Origin of the sequence: Paracoccus sp. J56 (assembly GCF_019633685.1) — a bacterium.
GTDB classification, from domain to species: domain Bacteria; phylum Pseudomonadota; class Alphaproteobacteria; order Rhodobacterales; family Rhodobacteraceae; genus Paracoccus; species Paracoccus kondratievae.
The window spans coordinates 122,145-141,201 of the sequence record NZ_JAFL01000008.1 but is presented as its reverse complement, the minus strand read 5'-3'; the positions used below and the strand labels follow the sequence as shown (position 1 = coordinate 141,201).

Genomic DNA, 19,057 nt, shown 5'->3' with positions numbered 1-19,057 from the left:
ACCGCTAATCTGGCGGAAAAGGTCAGCGAGGCGCGCGACAGTGACGAATGTTTTCCAAGCAGAGGGCTTGGGCAAGACCTATCCCGGCGTGCGCGCCAATGATGATGTCTCTTTCACCGTCTCGGCGGGCGAGATTCACGCCCTGCTGGGCGAGAATGGCGCTGGCAAATCAACGCTGGTCAAAATGATCTACGGGCTGGTGCGGCCAGATGAGGGGCGGATGCTCCTGCTGGACGCACCCTATGCGCCGCATGACCCAAAGGCTGCACGTGCCGCCGGGGTTGCCATGGTGTTTCAGCATTTTTCGCTGTTCGAGGCGCTGACGGTTGCCGAGAATATCGCGCTGGGGATGGAAAACCCGCCGCCACGCGCTGAACTGTCGCGCCGGATCGCCGAGCTGTCGCAGGGTTATGGCCTGCCGCTGAATCCGGCCCGTCGCATCGCCGCCCTGTCGGCGGGCGAGCGTCAGCGGGTCGAGATCCTGCGCTGCCTTTTGCAGAACCCGCGCCTGCTGATCATGGACGAGCCGACCTCGGTCCTGACCCCGCAAGAGGCCGAGATCCTGTTTGCCACCCTGCGCCAACTGGCCGAAGCAGGCACGGCGATCCTGTATATCAGCCACAAGCTGGAAGAGATCCGCAGCCATTGCGACCGCGCCACCATTCTGCGTCAGGGCAAGGTGATGGGCACGGTTAACCCCCGCGCCCACTCTGCCCGCGAACTGGCCGCGATGATGGTCGGTGCAGAAATGCGGGTGGTGGATAGGTCGGGCCGCAAGCCAGGTGCGCCAGTGCTTGAGGTACGCAACCTTTCCCTGCCCTCGGGTGATGGCATGGCGCTAAAGGATGTCGCCCTGACCCTGCGCAGCGGCGAAATCCTTGGCATCGGCGGCGTCGCCGGCAACGGGCAGGAAGAACTGCTCTCGGCCCTTTCGGGTGAGGCACCGACCGCGCCGGGCACCGTCACTCTTGAGGGCAAGGATCTGTCCCGGGCGGGTCCTGAACTGCGGCGGCGCGCGGGTCTTTTGGCCATGCCCGAGGACCGTCTGGGTCATACCGCGGTACCTGAATTCAGTCTGACCGAAAACACGCTGCTGACCGGAACCTCGCGTCAGGGCCTTGCGCGCCATGGTCTGATCGACCGCAAGGCCGCGACGGATTTCGCCCGGCAGGTGATCCAAAGCTTTGACGTGCGCACCCCCGGCCCTGCCACAGCGGCAGGGGCTTTGTCCGGCGGAAATCTGCAAAAATTCGTCATCGGGCGCGAAGTGCTGGGCCACCCGCGCGTGCTGGTGGTGAACCAGCCGACATGGGGCGTGGATGCCGGGGCCGCGGCCTCGATCCGGCAGGCTCTGCTGGATCTTGCCGCCGAAGGCGCGGGGGTGATCGTCATCAGCCAGGACCTGGATGAATTGCTGGAACTCTCTGACCGTTTCTGCGCCCTGAATCAGGGACGGCTTTCAAACCCGCATCCGACCGACGGGCTGACGATCGACGAAATCGGGCTGATGCTTGGCGGCGCGCACGGCATGGAGGTCGCACATGTTCAGGCTTGAGCCCCGCGCCTCGGCCCCGCTGCTTTGGCAGGTGGTGACACCGCTTCTTGCGGTGCTGGCGACGATCATTGTCGGAGGCGCCTTGTTTGCCGCCATGGGCTTTGACCCGGTGGCCTCGATCCGCACCATCTTTTGGGACCCGCTGTTCGGCCCCGCCTCGGGCTATTCGCGCCCGCAGCTGCTGGTCAAGGCTGGGCCGCTGATCCTGATCGCCTCGGGTCTGGCGCTGGGGTTCCGCGCCGGGATCTGGAATATCGGCGCCGAGGGCCAGTATATCATCGGCGCGATCAGCGGCGCGGCCGTCGCGCTGGCTGCCTATCCGCTAGAGGCCCATTGGATCTTTCCCGCCATGATCCTCGCAGGTGCGGCGGGGGGCTGGGCCTGGGGTATGATCCCGGCCATGCTGCGCAACTGGTTCGGCGCATCAGAGATCCTCGTTTCGCTGATGCTCGTCTATGTCGCGCAGCGTATCGCGGCATGGATGGCCTTTGGCCCGATGAAAAACCCCGAAGGCTTTAATTTTCCCGGCTCGCGTAACCTTCAGCAATACGAATCCGCCTCGAACCCAGAGCTGATCGCCAATTCCGGCCTGCACTGGGGCGGCGTAGCTGCCGTGCTGGCCCTGGCGGCGACCTGGTTCATCATGTCGCGCCACATCCTGGGCTTTCACATCCGCACTGCTGGTGCAGCTCCGCGCGCTGCGCGCTTTGCCGGTGTCAGGCCGGAACGGCTGGTGGCGCTGTGCCTTGGCGTCTCGGGCGCGCTTGCCGGGCTTGCCGGGCTGTTCGAGGTCGCAGGCCCGGGCGGACAGATCACCGAAAGCTTTGGCTCAGGCTACGGGTTCACCGCGATCATCGTCGCCTTTCTTGGCCGGCTGCATCCCTTGGGAATCCTGTTGGCAGGGCTGTTGCTGGCCCTGACCTATATCGGCGGAGAGCTGGCGCAGATGATGCTGAACCTGCCCGCCGCCACGGTACAGGTGTTTCAGGGAATGCTGCTCTTTTTCCTGCTGGGGTTTGACATCCTGACCCGCTACCGCATCCGGAGGCGCGCATGATGATCGACCCGCTTTCCGTTTTTATCCTGCTGCTTGGCGCGGCAACCCCCATCCTTTTCGCCGCGCTTGGCGAATTGGTGGTCGAGCGTGCGGGCGTGCTGAACCTTGGCGTCGAGGGCATGATGATCACTGGCGCGCTGGCAGGCTTTGCCGCCGCCCATGCCAGCGATAGCCCGGCGCTTGGTTTTGTTGCCGCCGCCATTGCTGGCATGGCAGTCTCGATGACATTCGCGGCGCTGACACAGTTCCTGCTTTCCAATCAGGTGGCGACCGGGCTGGCGCTGACACTTTTCGGACTGGGCCTGACAGCACTGTTCGGCAAACCCTATGAGGGCGTGAAGGCCCCAGCAATCATGCCCGGTCCCCTTGGGCTGAACTGGATGATCTGGCTTGGCATGGCGCTGGTGCCGCTGATCTGGTGGTTTCTTACCCGAACCCGACCCGGCCTGATCCTGCGTGCGGTTGGCGAAAACCACGACGCAGCCCATGCCCTGGGCTATCCGGTGCGGCTGGTGCGCATCCTCGCCATCGGCTTTGGCGGCGCGCTTGCCGGAATGGGCGGGGCCTATATCTCGATCGCTACGGTTTTGCAGTGGACCGAGGGCATGACCGCCGGTGCGGGCTGGATCGCGCTTGCCATCGTGGTCTTTGCGCAGTGGAACCCTTGGGGGGTGCTTGCCGGCGCATGGCTCTTTGGCGGCGTGACGGTGCTGCAACTGCGCCTGCAGGCGGCGGGTGTCGCGGTGCCCGTACAACTGCTGTCGATGGCGCCTTATCTCGCCACGATCATCGTGCTGGTGCTGATCTCGGCCCGGCAGAAGTTCGGCCGCTCGGGCACGGGGGCTGCCCCCGCAAGCCTGGGCCGGCCCTTCCACGCCCTGAAATAAAGACCAACCCGCAAGGAGCATGACATGAAACGCAGAACCCTTCTTGGCAGCGCCGCGGCGCTGATGGCCAGTTCGGCCCTGCCCGCCTTCGCGCAGGAGGAAAAGCTGAAGGTAGGCTTCATCTATGTCGGCCCGGTGGGCGATGGCGGCTGGACCTATCAGCACGATCTGGCCCGGCAGGCGATCGAAAAGGAATATGGCGACCGGATCGAGACCACCTACATCGAATCGGTGCCCGAAGGGGCAGATGCCGAACGCGCCCTGACCCAGCTTGCGCTGGCCGGCAACAAGCTGATCTTTGCCACCAGCTTTGGCTTTATGGACGCGGTGATCAACGTCGCCAAGAAATTCCCGGACGTGAAGTTCGAGCACGCCACCGGCTACAAGCGCGCCGAGAACGTGGCCACCTATGACGCCCGCTTCTACGAAGGGCGTGCGGTACTTGGCACCATTGCCGGGCGCATGACCAAGTCGAACAAGATCGGCTATATCGGCTCTTTCCCGATCCCCGAGGTCATTCAGGGCATCAACTCGGCCTATATCCACGCCAAGAAGGTCAACCCCGATGTCGAGATGAAGGTGGTCTGGGCCTACACTTGGTTCGACCCCGCGAAAGAGGCCGACGCAGCCGCAGCCCTGATTGCCGAGGGCGTGGACGTCTTTATGCAGCACACCGATTCGACTGCGCCGCTTGCCAAGGCGCAAGAGGCGGGGGCATTCGGATTTGGTCAGGCGTCGGACATGGCCAATTTCGCGCCCAAGCCTCGCGTCGCCTCGATCATCGACAACTGGTCGCCCTATTACATCAAGCGCGTCGGAGAGGCTTTGGACGGGACCTGGAAATCGCACGGCGTCTGGCTGGGCATCGGTGATGGCGAAGTGGTGATCGGCGACATTACCGAGGCGGTCCCGCCCGAGGTGAAGGAAGAGGCGCTGGCCCTGCGCGACAAGATTGCCTCGGGCGAGTACCACCCCTTCACCGGCCCGCTGAACAAGCAGGATGGCTCTGCCTGGTTGGCCGAAGGTCAGACCGCAAGTGATGAAGAACTGGCAAGCCTCAATTTCTACGTCGAGGGCATCACCGCCCCGATGCCCAAGTAAGGACAGAAACCAAGGGCCGGGTCAAAGCCCCGGCCCTTTTTTCTTTGACGGCACCCAAAGGCCGCACAGCCTTCTGCCCGGATATGAAAAGGGCGGCGCTTCCGTGCTGGAAGCACCGCCCCGAAAATCTCTCAAGGCTGGATCAGACCGCGCCCTGGATGAACTTCACCGCGTCGCCAAAGGTCTGGATGGTTTCGGCGGCATCATCCGGGATCTCGATCCCGAACTCTTCTTCGAACGCCATGACCAGTTCGACGGTATCCAGCGAATCGGCGCCGAGATCGTCGATGAACGAGGCGGTTTCCGTCACCTTGTCCTCATCGACACCCAGGTGCTCGACGACAATTTTCTTCACGCGATCAGCGATATCGCTCATATCTCTTCCTCGTTTTCGCGGGCAGTCCGCCCAGATGTTCCAGCGATTGCCGGTCATAGCCCAGGGCGGTTCCCCTGCAGGCTTGCTTGCGGGATATAGCACGCGAACGTGATCTTGCAACCCGCATAAACCACCTTCAGATCATCGCCATGCCGCCGTTGACATGCAGCGTGGCGCCCGTGACATAGCCTGCCCCGGGGCTGGCCAGATATAGCACAGCGGCGGCGATTTCCTGGGCAGAGCCCATGCGACCGGCAGGAATCTGCCCAAGGATCCGGCCCTTTTGCTCATCGTTCAGCTTGTCGGTCATCGCGGTCTCGATAAAGCCCGGCGCAACACAGTTCACCGTGATCCCGCGCGAGGCGACCTCATAGGCAAGGCTCTTTGACATGCCGACAAGCCCCGCCTTGGCAGCAGCGTAATTGCCCTGCCCGGGATTACCAGTACTCCCCACGACCGAGCCGATACTCACGATCCGGCCCCAGCGCGCCTTCATCATGCCGCGCAGCACAGCCCGGCAGAGCCGGAAACTCGACGTCAGATTGACCTCAAGCACCTGCGCCCATTCCTCGTCGGACATGCGCATGAAAAGGTTGTCGCGGGTGATGCCGGCATTGTTGACCAGAATATCGACCGATCCCATGGCCTCGGCTGCCGCCCTGGGCAGGGCCTCAACCGCGGCAGCGTCAGCAAGGTTGGCGGTGACGACATGTGTCCGCTCACCCAGCTTTTCAGCCAGCTCCCGCAACGGCGCCTCGCGGGTGCCCGACAGCGCCACCGTCGCCCCGGCAGCATGCAGCGCTTCGGCAACAGCACTGCCAATTCCGCCCGACGCGCCGGTCACAAGGGCGTTCTTGCCCGTCAGATCAAACATCCCAAAGCCTCTTCTTCCGTGTTCAAATATCCCGGGGGAACGCCTGACCGGCCCCATCAGGGGGCCGGTCAGGCGGGGGGCAGAGCCCCCGCTCTTATTCCTTCAGCGCAGCGATATCCGCAGGCGTCCCGACATTGCGGGTCACCGCTTCCTTCGAGATACGCTTGATCATCCCAGACAGCGCCTTACCAGCGCCAATCTCCCAAAACTCGGTCACACCAGCCCCGGCAAGGAATTCAATCGACTCACGCCAGCGCACCGCGCCGGTCACCTGTTCGACCAGCAGTCGCCGGATCGCGCCCGGCTCGGTCACCGGCTCGGCACGGACATTGGCGACCAGGGGCACAGCCGGGGCGGCAATCTCGACCGCCGCCAACGCCTCGGCCATCGCCGCCGCAGCCGGCTGCATCAAGGCCGAGTGAAAAGGCGCAGAAACAGGCAGCATCAGCGCGCGCTTGGCACCCCGCTCTTTCGCCAAGGCCGCCGCACGCTCGACCGCCTCTTTATGGCCCGAGATCACCACCTGCGCGGGATCATTATCATTGGCCGCCTGACAAACCTCGCCCTCGGCCGCGTCGCGCGCGATCTGGTCCACAGCGGCAAAATCAAGCCCAAGGATCGCTGCCATTGCGCCTTGACCGACCGGCACGGCCTCTTGCATCGCCTGACCACGCAGGCGCAACAGACGCGCCGTATCGGCAAGGCTCAGCGCGCCTGCCGCGCACAGCGCCGAATATTCGCCCAAGGAATGTCCTGCGACGAAATCCGCGTCCGAAATGCCAAAGCCCTCGGCCTCAAGCGCGCGAAAGGCCGCGATCGAGGTTGCCATCAACGCCGGCTGGGCGTTCCGCGTCAGGGTCAGCGTCTCGATATCGCCATTCCAGATCAGGTCCGAGAGGCTTTCACCCAATGCCTCATCCACCTCGGCAAAGACCTCGCTCGCTGCCGGATAGGCCTCGGCCAGTTCGCGCCCCATGCCAATGACCTGTGCACCCTGCCCCGGAAATACGAATGCCCGCATTGCGGTTTTCCTTCTGTCTTATGTCTTTCCAACAGCCTTAACTTGCGCGGGGTTGCCTCGCAACTGCGCCGCTTAGCGCGGAATCACAATCTCGGCTCGCAGGCCGCCCAGCCGCTCGCCCTGCCCCAACCGCAACTGCCCGCCATGGGCTCGGGCAATATCGGCGGCAATCGACAGACCCAATCCTACGCCCTGACCACGATTCTGGTTGCGGGCTGGGTCAAGGCGCGTAAAGGGGCGCAGCGCCTCTTCCCGCCGTTCAGGAGGGATGCCGGGTCCGTCATCCTCGATCGAGATGCGGAAATAGCTGGGCCCCAAAGCTGCCTCGACCTCGGCGCGGTCACCATAACGCACGGCATTGCCGATCAGGTTCTCGACCGCTCGGCGCAGACTGTCGCGACGAAAGGTCGCCCGCCCGGACTGATCGCCAGCCGCCGAGTGCAGGACGACATCCTGCCCACCGCGCTGTGCGTCAGCGACGATGCCACGAACAAAGTCCAGTGCCGGTACCGGCTCGGGCGGCGCGTCTTGCGCCGCGTCGCGCGCGTGATCCAGAAAGGCGTCAACCATGGTGCCCATAGCCGCGACATCGCTTTCCAGCGCCGCGATCTCGTCCGGCTCGGGCGGGTAATCAGGGCTCAGCATCGACAGTCCCAGCCGCAACCGGGTCAGCGGAGTTCTCAGGTCGTGGCTCACGCCCGAGAGCATCTGTTTGCGCTGCTCATTCTGGCGTTCTATCCGGGCGCGCATCTCAAGAAATGCGGTGCCCGCGCTGCGAATTTCGGTAGCGCCTGCAGGCCGATAGGGGATGATGCGTCCCTTGCCATATTCCTCGGCCGCGCGGGCCAGCCGACGGATCGGGCGCAGCTGATTGCGCAGAAACACCGTCGCAATCGCGGTCATCAGCAGCGAGGTGCCGGTCATCAGCACCAGCAGCTGATGCGGGTTCGAGGCACTGACCCGCAATCGCGGGAAAGCCAGCTGATAATAGCCCCAACGACCCTGCAGGGTAACGCGCACCTCGCGCCGGTGGCTCAGATCGACGCTGCGCACATCTGGCACCCGCTCATGCAGCTCGGCGATCACCACCCGACCCGAAAGGTCATAAAGCGCCCGCCACTCGGTCCCCGGCTCTGCTGGCAGAACGAGCTCCAGCCCCAGAGGTGCCGCGATCTCGCGCCCCGCCACACGCGCCGCCGCCTCATCGGGCGCGGCCTCGATGCGCGATGCGACCAGCGCCACCTCATGCGCCATGCCAGAGGTCATCTGCCGCGTCACATCTTCGAAATGGCGCTGCAGGAACATGACGGTGACCACAACCGTCACCACTACGACCGGCAGGAACAGGATCAGCGCCGCCCGCCCGTAAAGACCGCGCGGCATCGTCCGCTTCAGCCAGTCGAAATTCATCGCCTCCTGCCTTCCCGCACCCTTGGAATCCGGGTGCTGTGGCGGCTAGATTACCTCCATGACCAGCGTCGAGAAAGCCCTGCGGGTAATAACCGCCAACAATCCCTCGCCCCTGACCGGACCGGGCACCAACACCTTTCTGCTGGGGCATGAGCGAATCGCCGTGATCGACCCCGGCCCCGATCTGCCCGAACATCGCGAGGCAATTCTGGCCGCTGCTGGCGCCGGCCGTATCAGCCATATCCTCGTCACCCATGCCCATCTTGATCATTCCGAAGGGGCCCGTGCGTTGGCACAGACCACAGGCGCCCCGATTCTGGGCTTTGGCCCTGCCGAATCCGGTCGTTCGGCAGTAATGGAGCGGCTGGCACGCGAAGGCGCAATCGACGGAGGCGAAGGGCTGGACCGCGATTTCGTCCCCGATATCCCGCTGGCCGACGGCGCAGTGATCGAGACCGATGAATGGCGCCTTACCGCAATCCACACCCCGGGCCATTTCGCCGGCCATCTGGCCTTTCGTCATGACGAAACCATATTTTGCGGCGATGTGGTAATGGGCTGGTCCTCGACCATCATTTCCCCTCCGGACGGGGATCTGGCGGACTACTTCCGCACGCTCGCACGCCTTGCTTCGGCCGGTGCTTCGCAATTGCTGCCCGCGCATGGCGAGGCAATCCACGATCCTGCCGCCCGGCTGGCCGAGCTTGCCGCCCATCGGCGTGAGCGCACGGCACAAATCCTTGCGGCCCTGAGCCGCTCCCCCGCCACGGCCGAAAATCTCGCGCAGCAGATTTATGAGATTCCCCCGGCCCTGCTGCCCGCCGCGACGCGCAACGTGCTGGCGCATCTGATTGCGCTGCACGAACTGGGTGCGGTCTCAACCCCGGGGCTGATCGCTTCGGACGCAATATTTTCAGCGCGTTAATCCAATTTCCGTCCGAGCCGCAAAGAATTTCTCGCGCAGTTAAAAAAATGCGCAAACCCTCTGGACGACCTCAAAAAGCAAGGCTATACACCGCCCCGTGTTCCGGCGTAGCTCAGCGGTAGAGCAGTTGACTGTTAATCAATTGGTCGTAGGTTCGATCCCTACCGCCGGAGCCATTTATCCTTAAGCTGCTGAAGCCTTGATTAAACTGCCCCCTCGGGCGGGTTTGATATACAGGCATGATGCACGTAAGTCTTTGATGCGCATCGCGAACGGCTCTTAAACGGAGACGTTCTTGACCCTTGCCGCCCACCTCGTTCGACGCGCTGCAACCTATTGTTGGCGGCGCAGACTGCCTGCGGCGCTTGGTGCAAAAGTTCTGCTGATAAGCCTTCGCACAAGTGACCCTGCCCGCGCCCGTAGGCTTGGCCCTCTGGTGACAGCCGAGAGCAACCGCGCCTTCGATGATTTCGCCGCCGGAAAGGCGGATTACGAGGCCGTTTGGCCCATCTACAGATGGTCATCCGCCGTGAGGGCATGGATTTGCCCGCAGAAATGGCCCCAAAGCCTGCGATAGCCCGTGCTGAGCCTATCCCCGCCCCACGTAAGGCCGATCCTACGGCCCCTCAATTAAGGCCCTTGTCAGGCGCTTGATGGATCAAAAACAGGCGCAAGGCATGTCATAGGCTCAAGTCGGCCAAATGACCAAGGTTTATGTCCTATTCAGTGAGATTACGGGCATTCGAGACATTCGGCAGATGAAACAAGCCCCTATCGCGCAGTTCGTGGCCGCGCTGCGTCAGCTTGATCCACCCCCATTTACCGGGTTGCCGCTCGGGTCGCTTACGCAATGCATTGCAGACCTGCAAAAGCACGACCAAAGCCAGCCTCACGGAAGGCTCTGAATTCGACAGGCTGGTCGGGAGAGATAAGATAAAATGGCAGCCCGTAGGGGAGTCGAACCCCTCTTTTCAGGTTGAAAACCTGACGTCCTAACCGATAGACGAACGGGCCGCAGCCGGGCTGCTCTTTAGGACAGCACGCGCCGCGCCGCAAGAGGTATTGGCGTATTCTTCTGTGGACAACTTCTCCGCTTAGCTGTCGCGAACCCGCCGCATCAGGACCAGCGCCAGAGACGAACAGATCAGCGTCGCCAGAACGATCGGCCGCGCCGTCCCGTCATAGAGCAGCCCGATCGGAGCCGCGATCACCACCGCCCCCAGCGTCGAGACCGCCCCCACGACCGAGGCCGCCATCCCCGCGACATGCCCCATACGCTGCAAGGCCATGGCGTTAAGGTTGCCAAAGGTCACGCCGGCCATAAAGAACACGCTGACCGCCCAGAAAAAGAATGCCGGAAACCGCAATGCCTCGGGCAAAAGATCCCCAAAGATCAGCACCACCATTACCGCTGACACCACGACCTGCATCTGATAGGCCATACGCACGATCCGCCGCATTCCCAGCCGCACAACATAGCGCGCGTTCAGGACCGTCCCGCTGCCTGAAAGCAGCGCCATGGCGGCAAACCACAGCGGGAAACGATCCCCAGTGCCATATGTGTTCACGAAAAGCTGCTGGGCTGAGCTTAGCAGCGCAAACATCTGGCCAAAGCCCAGCGTCATCACCAGCGTGACCAGTTGCACCTGACCATTCCCCAGAACCTCGCGCGCCGCATCGATAAGGTTGCGCAGGTTCAGGGGACGGCGCGCCTCGACCGGCAGGGTCTCGGGGCGACGCAGGTTCATCCACAGGCTGCCGATCAGCGCCAGTACCACGAAAGAGCCAAAGACCCCGCGCCAGCCGACAAAATAGATCACCACCGCGCCGACAGAGGGCGCGACCGCAGGGATGAGGATAAAGATCATCATGACAAAGCTGGTGATCCGCGCCATCTCACGACCCTGATAAAGATCGCGCACCATAGCCACTGCAACGATGCGCGGGGCGGCGGCGCCAAGCCCCTGAACAAAGCGCGCAGCAAGCAGCAGCGTCAGCGAATCGGCAAAGATCGCAGCAATGGCGGCCAGGGCATAAAGCGCAAAACCCGCCGTGATCACCGGCTTACGCCCAAAGGCGTCGGACAGCGGCCCGCCGACAAGCAGCCCCAGCCCCATACCACCCACAAATGCGGTCAGGACCAGTTGGGCCCGGTTCACATCCTGAGGCGTCAGCGCCGCAGCGATCTCGGGCAGTGCAGGCAGCATCGAATCAATCGAAAATGCGATGACGGCAAAGATCAGCGCCAGCATCGCGATGAACTCCGGCTGGGATTGCCCGGCGGCCGGTCGTGCGGAGGGATGAGACATGGGGCATTCCAAATATTGGACACCCGGGCGTACCGCCGGGGGCCGTGTGGATCAAGACCTGCCGTCCTCTGGTTGCGCCCGCCCGCCGGCGGGATATATCTGACGCATGAGCGCATCCCTGAACCTGATGAAACTCTGCGTCGGCTGCGATGATCCAGCCGAGCTGGCCGCCTGGCAAAAGCACCGCTACGGCGGCGGCCCGGCCCGCCATGTCACCCGCATGTGGCCCAAGCGCGAGGCCGAACTTTTGAATGGCGGCTCGATCTATTGGGTGTTCAAGGGTGTCATGCAGGCCCGCCAGCGCATCCTTGAGCTGCAGGAGATTCAGGGCGACGACGGCATCCGCCGCTGCGCCCTCGTGCTTGATCCGGTGCTGGTCCGGGTCGCCTCGGTGCCGCGTCGCCCTTTCCAGGGCTGGCGATACCTGCCCGGCAGCGACGCCCCGCCCGACCTGCCAGCTGGCCGTGAGGATGAGCCGAATCTACCGCCCGACATCGCCCGCGCGCTTGCCGAAATGGGCCTGCGCTAGCGACGCGTATCCAGACAATGGAGGGCGGTTGGAGCGGGTGAAGGGAATCGAACCCTCGTCTTCAGCTTGGGAAGCTGCGGCTCTACCATTGAGCTACACCCGCGAGGCCCCGCCTGATTACTGTCTCAGCACACCCGCCGCAAGACCAATCTGCACCGCAGACCCGCCGACAACAATTAACGACAAATGCTATGCAGTTTCTGGGTTGCCTGAATCCAGATGGGCGGTAAGAATGACCCCTCTTTCGACCTTCCCCAAAGCAAGGCTCAGGACGCCCGCACGACGATTTTGGGATTGATCATCGATCGTTAACCTGTTCGTTATGCTGGCGTCTGCACATGTCCGGAGCAAGATGATGTTCGCGCTGTCGCGCCGCGTGGCGATTTCCGTGATCCTTTCGCTTGGAACGGGGCTCGTCCCTGTATCCACTCTCGCACAGGACCCCTCGCAGATGCCGCCACCGCCGGTGACGGTGGTAACTCTGCGTGCCGAGGACGTGCCTCTGACCACCACACTGCCGGGCCGCGTCACCGCCTCGGCCGAGGCCGAGGTCCGGCCGCAGGTCAACGGCATCGTCACCGAGCGCCTGTTTGAGGAAGGCAGCCGCGTCAAGGTCGGCGATCCGCTGTTCCGTATAGACGCGACCACCTATCAGGCTGCCGTGGCGCAGGCCGAAGCCGCCGTTGCCCAGGCGCGCGCGCAGGCCGATGCAGCCCGTCGCGAGGCCGAACGTGTCGGTGCGCTGCGTGACCGCCGTGTCGCCAGCGAAAGCTCGACCGACAACGCCATTGCCGCCCGCGATTCAGCCGAGGCCGCGGTCAAGGTCGCCGAGGCGCAGCTGCAAACCGCCCGTATCGAGCTTGAGCGCACCACCATCCGCGCCGAGCTGGATGGCGAGATCGGCCTTGCCCAGACCAGTCAGGGGGCGCTGGTGACCGCCAGCCAGCCGACGCCGCTGGCAGTGATCCGCAAGCTGGACCCGGTGCATGTCGATGTGACGCAATCGGCAGCCGAGCTGATCCGCTTCCGCCGCGAAATGGCCGCGCAGGGAGCCGAGCATATGGCCGAGCGCAAGGTGACGCTCCGCCTTGCCGATGGCACCGAATACGCCCATCAGGGCACGCTGACCGCAGCCGAGCCCTATGTGAACGAGACGACCGGCGTGGTCACGCTGCGGCTGTCTTTTGCCAACCCCGAAAGCATCCTGCTGCCCGGCATGTATGTTCAGGCGGTGGTGCAGCAGGCGACGGCGCGCAATGTCGTTCTGGCTCCGCAAGAAGGTGTCGCCCGCGACCGGCGCGGCCAGCCCATCGCCCTTGTGGTCAATGCAGACAATGTTGTCGAGCAGCGCCAACTGACCATCCTGCAGGATATGGGCAACAAATGGGTCGTCAGCAAAGGGCTGAATGACGGTGACCGCATCGTGGTCGAAGGGCTGCAAAAGATCGGCCCCGGTATGACCGTCACGCCGGAAGAGCGTCAGCCCCCCGCCGCCGAGGGTGAAGCCGCCCCGGCCACCGCCGGAAATGCCGCCACGCCGCAGGGTGGCGAGGGCGAAAATGCCCCCGCCGAGGCAGATGCCCCCACCGAAACCGAAGCAGGAAACGCGGACGCACAGGCCGCTGAGGCTCAGCCGGCGAACTGAACCCGGCCCCGCGAGAGAACAGCACAGGGAACCGCACATGGCCCGCTTCTTTATCGACCGTCCGGTCTTTGCCTGGGTGATCTCGATCCTGATCATGGGGCTGGGGCTGCTGTCGATCATCAACCTGCCGGTGGCGCAATATCCCCAGATCGCACCGCCTTCGGTTACCATCCGCGCCACCTATCCGGGCGCCTCGGCCGATACGGTCGCAAACACCGTCACCCAGATCATCGAACAGCAGATGACCGGACTGGATGGGTTGCGCTATTTCTCGTCAAGTTCGTCCTCGGCCGGAACTTCGACTACAACCCTGACCTTTGAGACCGGGACCGATCCCGACATCGCTCAGGTGCAGGTACAAAACAAGCTGGCGCAAGCCACGGCGCTGCTGCCTGAACCGGTGCAGCGTCAGGGGATCACGGTCGAAAAATCGGCATCGGGATTCCTCATGGTCATCGGTCTGACTTCTTCGGATGACCGTTATGAACAGGTGGACCTTGCGGACTATCTGATCTCGAACCTCGTCAACGACCTCAGCAGGGTCGAGGGCGTGGGTTCGGTGCAGGTCTTTGGTGCGCAATATGCAATGCGGATCTGGCTGGATCCGTCAAAGCTTGCGGCCTATGAACTGACGCCTTCGGACGTGGTTGCTGCGGTCTCGGCTGAAAACGCACAGATCTCGGCAGGCTCGTTTGGCAGCCAGCCTTCGCCCAGGGGGCAGATGCTGAACGCGACCATCACCGCGCAATCGCTGCTGTCGACGCCCGAGGATTTCGAACAGATCGTCCTGCGCGCCGAGGCGGACGGCGGGCTGATCCTGCTCAAGGACGTAGCGCGGGTCGAGATCGGGGCCGAGGACTATATGACCAACGCCCGCTACAACGGCCAGCCGGCCTCGGGCCTTGCGATCAGCCTTGCCTCGGGCGCAAACGCGCTCGACACCGCCGAACGGGTCAAGGAGCGGATGGAGGAATTTTCCCGCTTTTTCCCCGAAGGCATGGAATACGTCATCCCCTTCGACACCACGCCCTTCGTGCTGATCTCGATCGAAGAGGTGGTCAAGACGCTGGTCGAGGCGATCATCCTCGTGTTCTTCGTCATGCTGCTGTTTTTGCAGAACTGGCGCGCGACGCTGATCCCGACTCTGGCGGTGCCGGTCGTGCTTCTGGGCACTTTCGGCGTACTGGCGGCGCTTGGCTTTACAATCAACACGCTGACCATGCTTGCCATGGTGCTGGCCATCGGCCTGCTGGTCGACGACGCTATCGTCGTGGTCGAGAACGTCGAACGCATCATGGAGGAAGAGGGGCTTGAACCGCGTGAGGCCACCAGGAAAAGCATGGGACAGATCACCGGCGCCCTGATCGGCATCGCGCTGGTTCTGTCGGCCGTATTCGTGCCCATGGCCTTCTTTGGCGGTTCGACCGGGGTGATCTACAAACAGTTCGCCATTACCATCGCCTCGGCCATGGGTCTGTCAGTGGTGGTCGCGCTGACCCTGACACCCGCGCTTTGCGCCACGCTGCTGCGCAATGAGCATGGTCACAAAAGCCGCGGTATCTTTGGCCTCTTCAATCGCAATTTCGACCGCACCATGAACGGATACGGCCAGTCGGTCAGCTGGCTGATCCGCCGTCCGCTGCGGATGATGGTGATCTATCTGTGCATCGGTGCGGCCATGGTGATGCTGTTCCTGCGCACCCCCACGGGCTTTCTGCCTGACGAAGATCAGGGCATCATGTTCGTGCTGATCCAGGGACCAACCGGAGCCACGATCGAACGCACCGATGCGGTGATCGACCAGGTCCAGAACTATTTCGCCAGCAACGAATCCGAAAACATCGATTCCTTCTTTGGCGTCTCGGGCTTCAGCTTCGCCGGGTCGGGTCAGAACATGGGGATCGCCTTCCTGCGGCTGAAGGACTGGGAAGAGCGGCCCGATCCCGGCCAATCGGTGCAGGCCATCGCGCAGCGGGCTTTCCCGGCGCTGATGGGTATCCGGGATGCACTGGTCTTCCCGATCGTGCCCCCCTCGGTGATCGAGCTTGGCAACGTCTCGGGCTTTGACTTCTACCTGCAGGCACGGGGCGGCCAGACGCATGAGCAGCTGCTTGATGCGCGCAACCAGCTTCTTGGCATGTCGGGCCAGGATGGGCGTATAGCGCAAGCCCGGCCGAACGGGCTTGAGGATGCGGCGCAATATCACCTCGATATCGACTGGCGGAAAGCCGGAGCGATGGGCGTGACGGCGACCGATGTGGGCAGCTTGCTGTCCGTGGCCTGGGCCGGACGTTATGTGAACGACTTCATCGACCGTGGCCGGATCAAGCGCGTCTATGTTCAGGGCGATTCCGATTCGCGTTCGCTGCCGACCGATATCGACAAGTGGCGGGTGCGGAACAATTCGGGCGGGCTCGTGCCCTTCTCGAACTTCGCCGAGGGACGATGGAGCTATGGTCCGCAGGGCCTTGACCGCTACAACGGCGTGCCCGCCATGCAGATTCAGGGCAGCCCGGGGCCGGGGGTTTCCAGCGGTCAGGCCATGGCTGCCATCGAAGAGCTGGCCGCCCAGCTACCCGCCGGCTTCAACGTCGCATGGACCGGCCTGTCGCTGGAGGAGCAGCAGGCAGGTAACCAGACCTTGCTGCTTTATAGCCTGTCGCTGGCCGTCGTGTTCCTGTGCCTTGCTGCGCTTTATGAAAGCTGGTCGATCCCCTTTGCGGTCATGCTTGCCATGCCGATCGGGGTGTTGGGGGCGCTGATCGGCGCATGGCTTGGCGGCTTTGACAACGGTGTCTTCTTCCAGGTCGGCCTGCTGACGGTGATCGGTCTGACCGGCAAGAACGCCATCCTGATCGTCGAGTTCGCCCGCGAACAGGCCGAGGCCGGCAAACCGCTTTACGAAGCGGTGGTCGAGGCGGCGCGCCAGCGTTTCCGCCCGATTATCATGACCTCGGTCGCCTTCTCGCTGGGTGTGCTGCCGCTGGTGCTTTCAACCGGCGCGGGCGCCAACGGGCGCAACACCATCGGTGCAACGGTGCTGGGCGGGACAATTTCTGCCACCGTGCTGGGCGTATTGTTCGTGCCGCTGTTCTTTGTGCTGGTGCGCCGCGCCCTTGGCCGGCCCGACCAGCGCCAGCCCGCCAGCGCCAAGGCCTGATAATCCGGGGTCGGCGGGCCGCCCCCGGACTGCCTTTCACCGCCACGCAAACCGGCTTGCCGCGCCCTGATCCGCGTCCTAGTCTGACACAGGGGGTCACCGGCAGGCGGCGGGGAGATGCATGGAGGCAACCAGCCACATCGCGGCTGCGGCAAAGGACAGGACATCAGCCCGGCGCGCATCCTCGCATGGTGTGTCGCTGCGGCTGCTGGCGCTTGCCGGCTCGGTTCTGGCATGGGTCGCGATTTTTGCTATCGTGGCATCGGTGCTGATCCTGAACGCCCGCCGTGCGGTCGAGGATGAGGCGGGCTCGGCCTTTCGTCTTGCCAACGCCTTTGCCACACTGCATCTGCCTACCGCATTCGAGCGTCGGGACGTGATGGCCGATGCCGCGCGTATCGCGGCCGAGATTGAAGCGCAGAGGCATCTTTCGGCGGAATTGCGTGATGCAGCCGGACGCGCCGTGGCGCTGGCGCTACCACCGCGCCTGCCGCCCGCAGAGGTTCCCGAATGGTTTGCTGCGCTGATCCGGCCCGAACCGCTGCGCGAACTCATCCCCATTGCCCAATATCCCAATGTGCTTGGCGTGATCGAGATACGTACCGATCCTCGGGATGAGATCGCCGAGGCATGGCAGAATTTCCGCCTGATCCTGCCGCTTTTGGCTGCAATGGCACTGGCGGCCATCGCAATCACCATGTCGATCACCGGGCTGGTGCTGCGTCGGCTGGGCCTTCTTGGCGCGGCGCTGGACCGGATGCGTGCAGGCGAGCCGGGACAGCGCGCACCGCAGACCGGACTTAGGGAACTGGCCACACTCAGCGACGGGGTCAATGCACTGGCCGAGCATCTGGCGGCCGAACAGGCCAAAAATCGCCGCCTGCAAGGCCGGATGCTGACACTGGCCGAGGCCGAGCGCGCCCGCATCGCCAGCGACTTGCACGACAGCATCGGCCCGCAGCTTTTCGCCCTGCAAGCGGCCGTCGGTCAGGCTGGTCGAGCCACCGAAGCCGCAACCGACCCCACGCTTTCCGAAACGCTGGCCGCCGTCTCGCGCCACGCAGCGGCGATCCGCCAAAGCGCCCGCGCCGCAATCGACGATCTGCGCATGGCCCCGGCCAAAGGCGCGAGTCTGGCCGAAATGGTGAAAGAGCAGCTGATCGAATTTGCCGATGCAGCGCCACAGGTCGATATCACCTTCGACTGCCCGTCCGATCTGGCCGAACCGGGCGAGGCCGGGCGGATCGCGCTTTACCGCTTTATCCGCGAAAGCGTGCTGAACGCGTTACGTCACGCCTCACCCTCAACGATCCGCGTCCGGTTGACCGGGGCCGAGCGGGGCATCTTTGCCAGCGTCAGCGATGACGGCAGCGGCCCCGCCGCGCCGGACCGCACCGGGCTTGGCCAGACCGGAATGCGCGACCGCGCCAGCGCGCTTGGCGGTCGCTACGTGCCGCCCCGACGGGACAGAGATTGGACGCTGACCGAATTTCACCTGCCCTGCCCGCCCGACCAAGGACCTGCCTGATGACTGCGACTGCCCCGATCTCTCCGCCTGCCCCACCGCTGCGCGTGCTGGTCGTCGATGATCACCCGGTCGTCGCCGAAGGCTGGGAATGGATCACACGCGGACGTCTGGAATGCGAGGTGATCGGTGCGGCGACCCCTTCGCAGGGCTGGCGGGCATGGCGACAGCAGGACCCGGATGTGATCGTCGTCGATCTGACCATGGGGGAGGCAAAACTTGCGGGTGTGCGCCTGATCGAGCGGCTGCGCACGGCGGGCGCGACGCAGCCGATCCTCGTCTTTACCATGCACCGCAGCCCGATCATCGCACGGCGCGCGCTTCAGGCCGGATGCAATGGCATCATCATGAAGGATTCGCCCTCGGATGAGATCTGCGAGGCTCTGCGCGAGGTGGCACGTGGCGGTGATTACGTGCCCGCGGACCTTGCCCGCCGCATCGCGCTGATGGATCGGCCCGGCGCAACCCCCGCCCGCCCGCGCCTGACCCCGCGTGAGACGGACATCCTGCGTGCCATCGCCGAGGGGCTTAGCTACCGTGAGATCGCCGAACGCGCCAATATCAGCTACAAGACGGTGTCGAATGTCAGCCAGACGCTCAAGGACAAGCTCGGGGCGCAAAGTTTTGCCGATCTCGTCGTCAAGGCGATCCGCTATCTGGAGGAAACCCGCGACGGGATCTGA

Annotated in this window: 16 protein-coding genes and 3 tRNA genes; 12 read left to right on the top strand and 7 right to left on the bottom strand. The window is 63.8% G+C overall.

Going from position 1 to position 19,057, the window contains the following annotated elements:
- The first annotated feature begins 40 nt into the window (after positions 1 to 40).
- The 4 genes from M511_RS08070 to M511_RS08055 are packed head-to-tail and all read left to right on the top strand — an operon-like array spanning position 41 to position 4,600.
- A complete protein-coding gene (locus M511_RS08070; RefSeq protein ID WP_085501880.1) occupies positions 41 to 1,555 on the top strand; it encodes an ABC transporter ATP-binding protein in 1,515 nt (504 codons plus the stop codon).
- The gene (locus M511_RS08065; protein WP_010397392.1) at positions 1,542 to 2,612 is read left to right on the top strand and encodes an ABC transporter permease; all 1,071 of its coding nucleotides are present in this window, start codon (positions 1,542 to 1,544) and stop codon (positions 2,610 to 2,612) included. Before M511_RS08070 ends, M511_RS08065 begins: the two co-directional genes overlap by 14 nt.
- A complete protein-coding gene (locus M511_RS08060) occupies positions 2,609 to 3,499 on the top strand; it encodes an ABC transporter permease (RefSeq protein WP_029372235.1) in 891 nt (296 codons plus the stop codon). The genes M511_RS08065 and M511_RS08060 overlap by 4 nt, the downstream gene beginning before the upstream one ends.
- A 24-nt stretch (positions 3,500 to 3,523) precedes the next feature.
- Positions 3,524 to 4,600: a BMP family ABC transporter substrate-binding protein gene (locus M511_RS08055; RefSeq protein WP_085501879.1), complete on the top strand. Its 1,077-nt coding sequence runs from the start codon at positions 3,524 to 3,526 to the stop codon at positions 4,598 to 4,600.
- A 142-nt stretch (positions 4,601 to 4,742) separates the two neighbouring features.
- Here the strand turns inward: M511_RS08055 and M511_RS08050 are convergent, their stop codons facing one another.
- The 4 genes from M511_RS08050 to M511_RS08035 all read right to left on the bottom strand — a co-directional run bounded on the left by M511_RS08050 (position 4,743) and on the right by M511_RS08035 (position 8,281).
- On the bottom strand, positions 4,743 to 4,976 hold the full coding sequence (locus M511_RS08050) for an acyl carrier protein (RefSeq protein WP_010397399.1): 234 nt from the start codon (positions 4,974 to 4,976) through the stop codon (positions 4,743 to 4,745).
- Between the two features lie 136 nt (positions 4,977 to 5,112).
- Positions 5,113 to 5,850 carry a 3-oxoacyl-ACP reductase FabG gene (gene fabG, locus M511_RS08045; RefSeq protein ID WP_010397401.1) on the bottom strand — a complete coding sequence of 246 codons (738 nt, stop codon included), beginning with the start codon at positions 5,848 to 5,850 and terminating at the stop codon, positions 5,113 to 5,115.
- Positions 5,851 to 5,944: 94 nt separating this feature from the next.
- Positions 5,945 to 6,871, bottom strand: coding sequence for an ACP S-malonyltransferase (gene fabD / locus M511_RS08040; protein ID WP_085501878.1), 927 nt, complete (start codon positions 6,869 to 6,871; stop codon positions 5,945 to 5,947).
- Between the two features lie 72 nt (positions 6,872 to 6,943).
- Complete coding sequence (locus M511_RS08035; RefSeq protein WP_085501877.1) at positions 6,944 to 8,281, bottom strand: ATP-binding protein; 1,338 nt, start codon at positions 8,279 to 8,281, stop codon at positions 6,944 to 6,946.
- Between the two features lie 58 nt (positions 8,282 to 8,339).
- On the opposite strand from M511_RS08035, the gene M511_RS08030 reads away from it, so the two are divergent.
- The 3 genes from M511_RS08030 (at position 8,340) to M511_RS19645 (ending at position 9,783) form a co-directional block, all read left to right on the top strand.
- On the top strand, positions 8,340 to 9,206 hold the full coding sequence (locus M511_RS08030; RefSeq protein ID WP_085501876.1) for an MBL fold metallo-hydrolase: 867 nt from the start codon (positions 8,340 to 8,342) through the stop codon (positions 9,204 to 9,206).
- 101 nt (positions 9,207 to 9,307) lie between these two features.
- Positions 9,308 to 9,382, top strand: a tRNA-Asn gene (locus M511_RS08025).
- Between the two features lie 119 nt (positions 9,383 to 9,501).
- On the top strand, positions 9,502 to 9,783 hold the full coding sequence (locus tag M511_RS19645; RefSeq protein ID WP_369596700.1) for a DUF6538 domain-containing protein: 282 nt from the start codon (positions 9,502 to 9,504) through the stop codon (positions 9,781 to 9,783).
- 362 nt (positions 9,784 to 10,145) lie between these two features.
- Here M511_RS19645 and M511_RS08020 read toward each other — a convergent pair.
- Positions 10,146 to 10,220 (bottom strand) — tRNA-Glu (locus M511_RS08020).
- A gap of 80 nt (positions 10,221 to 10,300) precedes the next feature.
- Positions 10,301 to 11,515, bottom strand: coding sequence for a multidrug effflux MFS transporter (locus M511_RS08015; RefSeq protein ID WP_085501874.1), 1,215 nt, complete (start codon positions 11,513 to 11,515; stop codon positions 10,301 to 10,303).
- Positions 11,516 to 11,621: 106 nt separating this feature from the next.
- On the opposite strand from M511_RS08015, the gene M511_RS08010 reads away from it, so the two are divergent.
- Entirely contained in the window at positions 11,622 to 12,044 is a 423-nt protein-coding gene (locus M511_RS08010; RefSeq protein ID WP_085501873.1) for a DUF1489 family protein, read from the top strand.
- A gap of 29 nt (positions 12,045 to 12,073) precedes the next feature.
- Here M511_RS08010 and M511_RS08005 read toward each other — a convergent pair.
- Positions 12,074 to 12,147, bottom strand: a tRNA-Gly gene (locus M511_RS08005).
- A 252-nt stretch (positions 12,148 to 12,399) separates the two neighbouring features.
- Between M511_RS08005 and M511_RS08000 the strand changes: the two genes are divergently transcribed.
- The 4 genes from M511_RS08000 to M511_RS07985 all read left to right on the top strand — a co-directional run bounded on the left by M511_RS08000 (position 12,400) and on the right by M511_RS07985 (position 19,057).
- Positions 12,400 to 13,689 (top strand): efflux RND transporter periplasmic adaptor subunit, encoded by a 1,290-nt coding sequence (locus tag M511_RS08000; protein ID WP_085501872.1) that lies wholly within the window; start codon positions 12,400 to 12,402, stop codon positions 13,687 to 13,689.
- 37 nt (positions 13,690 to 13,726) lie between these two features.
- Positions 13,727 to 16,849, top strand: a complete 3,123-nt coding sequence (locus M511_RS07995; RefSeq protein WP_085501871.1) for an efflux RND transporter permease subunit — start codon at positions 13,727 to 13,729, stop codon at positions 16,847 to 16,849.
- A 121-nt stretch (positions 16,850 to 16,970) separates the two neighbouring features.
- Positions 16,971 to 18,377: a LapD/MoxY N-terminal periplasmic domain-containing protein gene (locus M511_RS07990; RefSeq protein ID WP_085501870.1), complete on the top strand. Its 1,407-nt coding sequence runs from the start codon at positions 16,971 to 16,973 to the stop codon at positions 18,375 to 18,377.
- Entirely contained in the window at positions 18,377 to 19,057 is a 681-nt protein-coding gene (locus tag M511_RS07985; RefSeq protein WP_010397422.1) for a response regulator transcription factor, read from the top strand. The genes M511_RS07990 and M511_RS07985 overlap by 1 nt, the downstream gene beginning before the upstream one ends.

Excerpts from the sequence above, each read along its gene's own strand:
- M511_RS07995 (WP_085501871.1), top strand. The coding sequence starts at position 13,727 with ATGGCCCGCTTCTTTATCGACCGTCCGGTCTTTGCCTGGGTGATCTCG.
- fabD (WP_085501878.1), bottom strand. The coding sequence starts at position 6,871 with ATGCGGGCATTCGTATTTCCGGGGCAGGGTGCACAGGTCATTGGCATG.
- M511_RS08065 (WP_010397392.1), top strand. The coding sequence starts at position 1,542 with ATGTTCAGGCTTGAGCCCCGCGCCTCGGCCCCGCTGCTTTGGCAGGTG.
- M511_RS08000 (WP_085501872.1), top strand. The coding sequence starts at position 12,400 with ATGTTCGCGCTGTCGCGCCGCGTGGCGATTTCCGTGATCCTTTCGCTT.
- M511_RS07985 (WP_010397422.1), top strand. The coding sequence starts at position 18,377 with ATGACTGCGACTGCCCCGATCTCTCCGCCTGCCCCACCGCTGCGCGTG.
- M511_RS08010 (WP_085501873.1), top strand. The coding sequence starts at position 11,622 with ATGAGCGCATCCCTGAACCTGATGAAACTCTGCGTCGGCTGCGATGAT.
- fabG (WP_010397401.1), bottom strand. The coding sequence starts at position 5,850 with ATGTTTGATCTGACGGGCAAGAACGCCCTTGTGACCGGCGCGTCGGGC.
- M511_RS08035 (WP_085501877.1), bottom strand. The coding sequence starts at position 8,281 with ATGAATTTCGACTGGCTGAAGCGGACGATGCCGCGCGGTCTTTACGGG.
- M511_RS08050 (WP_010397399.1), bottom strand. The coding sequence starts at position 4,976 with ATGAGCGATATCGCTGATCGCGTGAAGAAAATTGTCGTCGAGCACCTG.
- M511_RS08055 (WP_085501879.1), top strand. The coding sequence starts at position 3,524 with ATGAAACGCAGAACCCTTCTTGGCAGCGCCGCGGCGCTGATGGCCAGT.
- M511_RS08060 (WP_029372235.1), top strand. The coding sequence starts at position 2,609 with ATGATGATCGACCCGCTTTCCGTTTTTATCCTGCTGCTTGGCGCGGCA.
- M511_RS08030 (WP_085501876.1), top strand. The coding sequence starts at position 8,340 with ATGACCAGCGTCGAGAAAGCCCTGCGGGTAATAACCGCCAACAATCCC.
- M511_RS08015 (WP_085501874.1), bottom strand. The coding sequence starts at position 11,515 with ATGTCTCATCCCTCCGCACGACCGGCCGCCGGGCAATCCCAGCCGGAG.
- M511_RS07990 (WP_085501870.1), top strand. The coding sequence starts at position 16,971 with ATGGAGGCAACCAGCCACATCGCGGCTGCGGCAAAGGACAGGACATCA.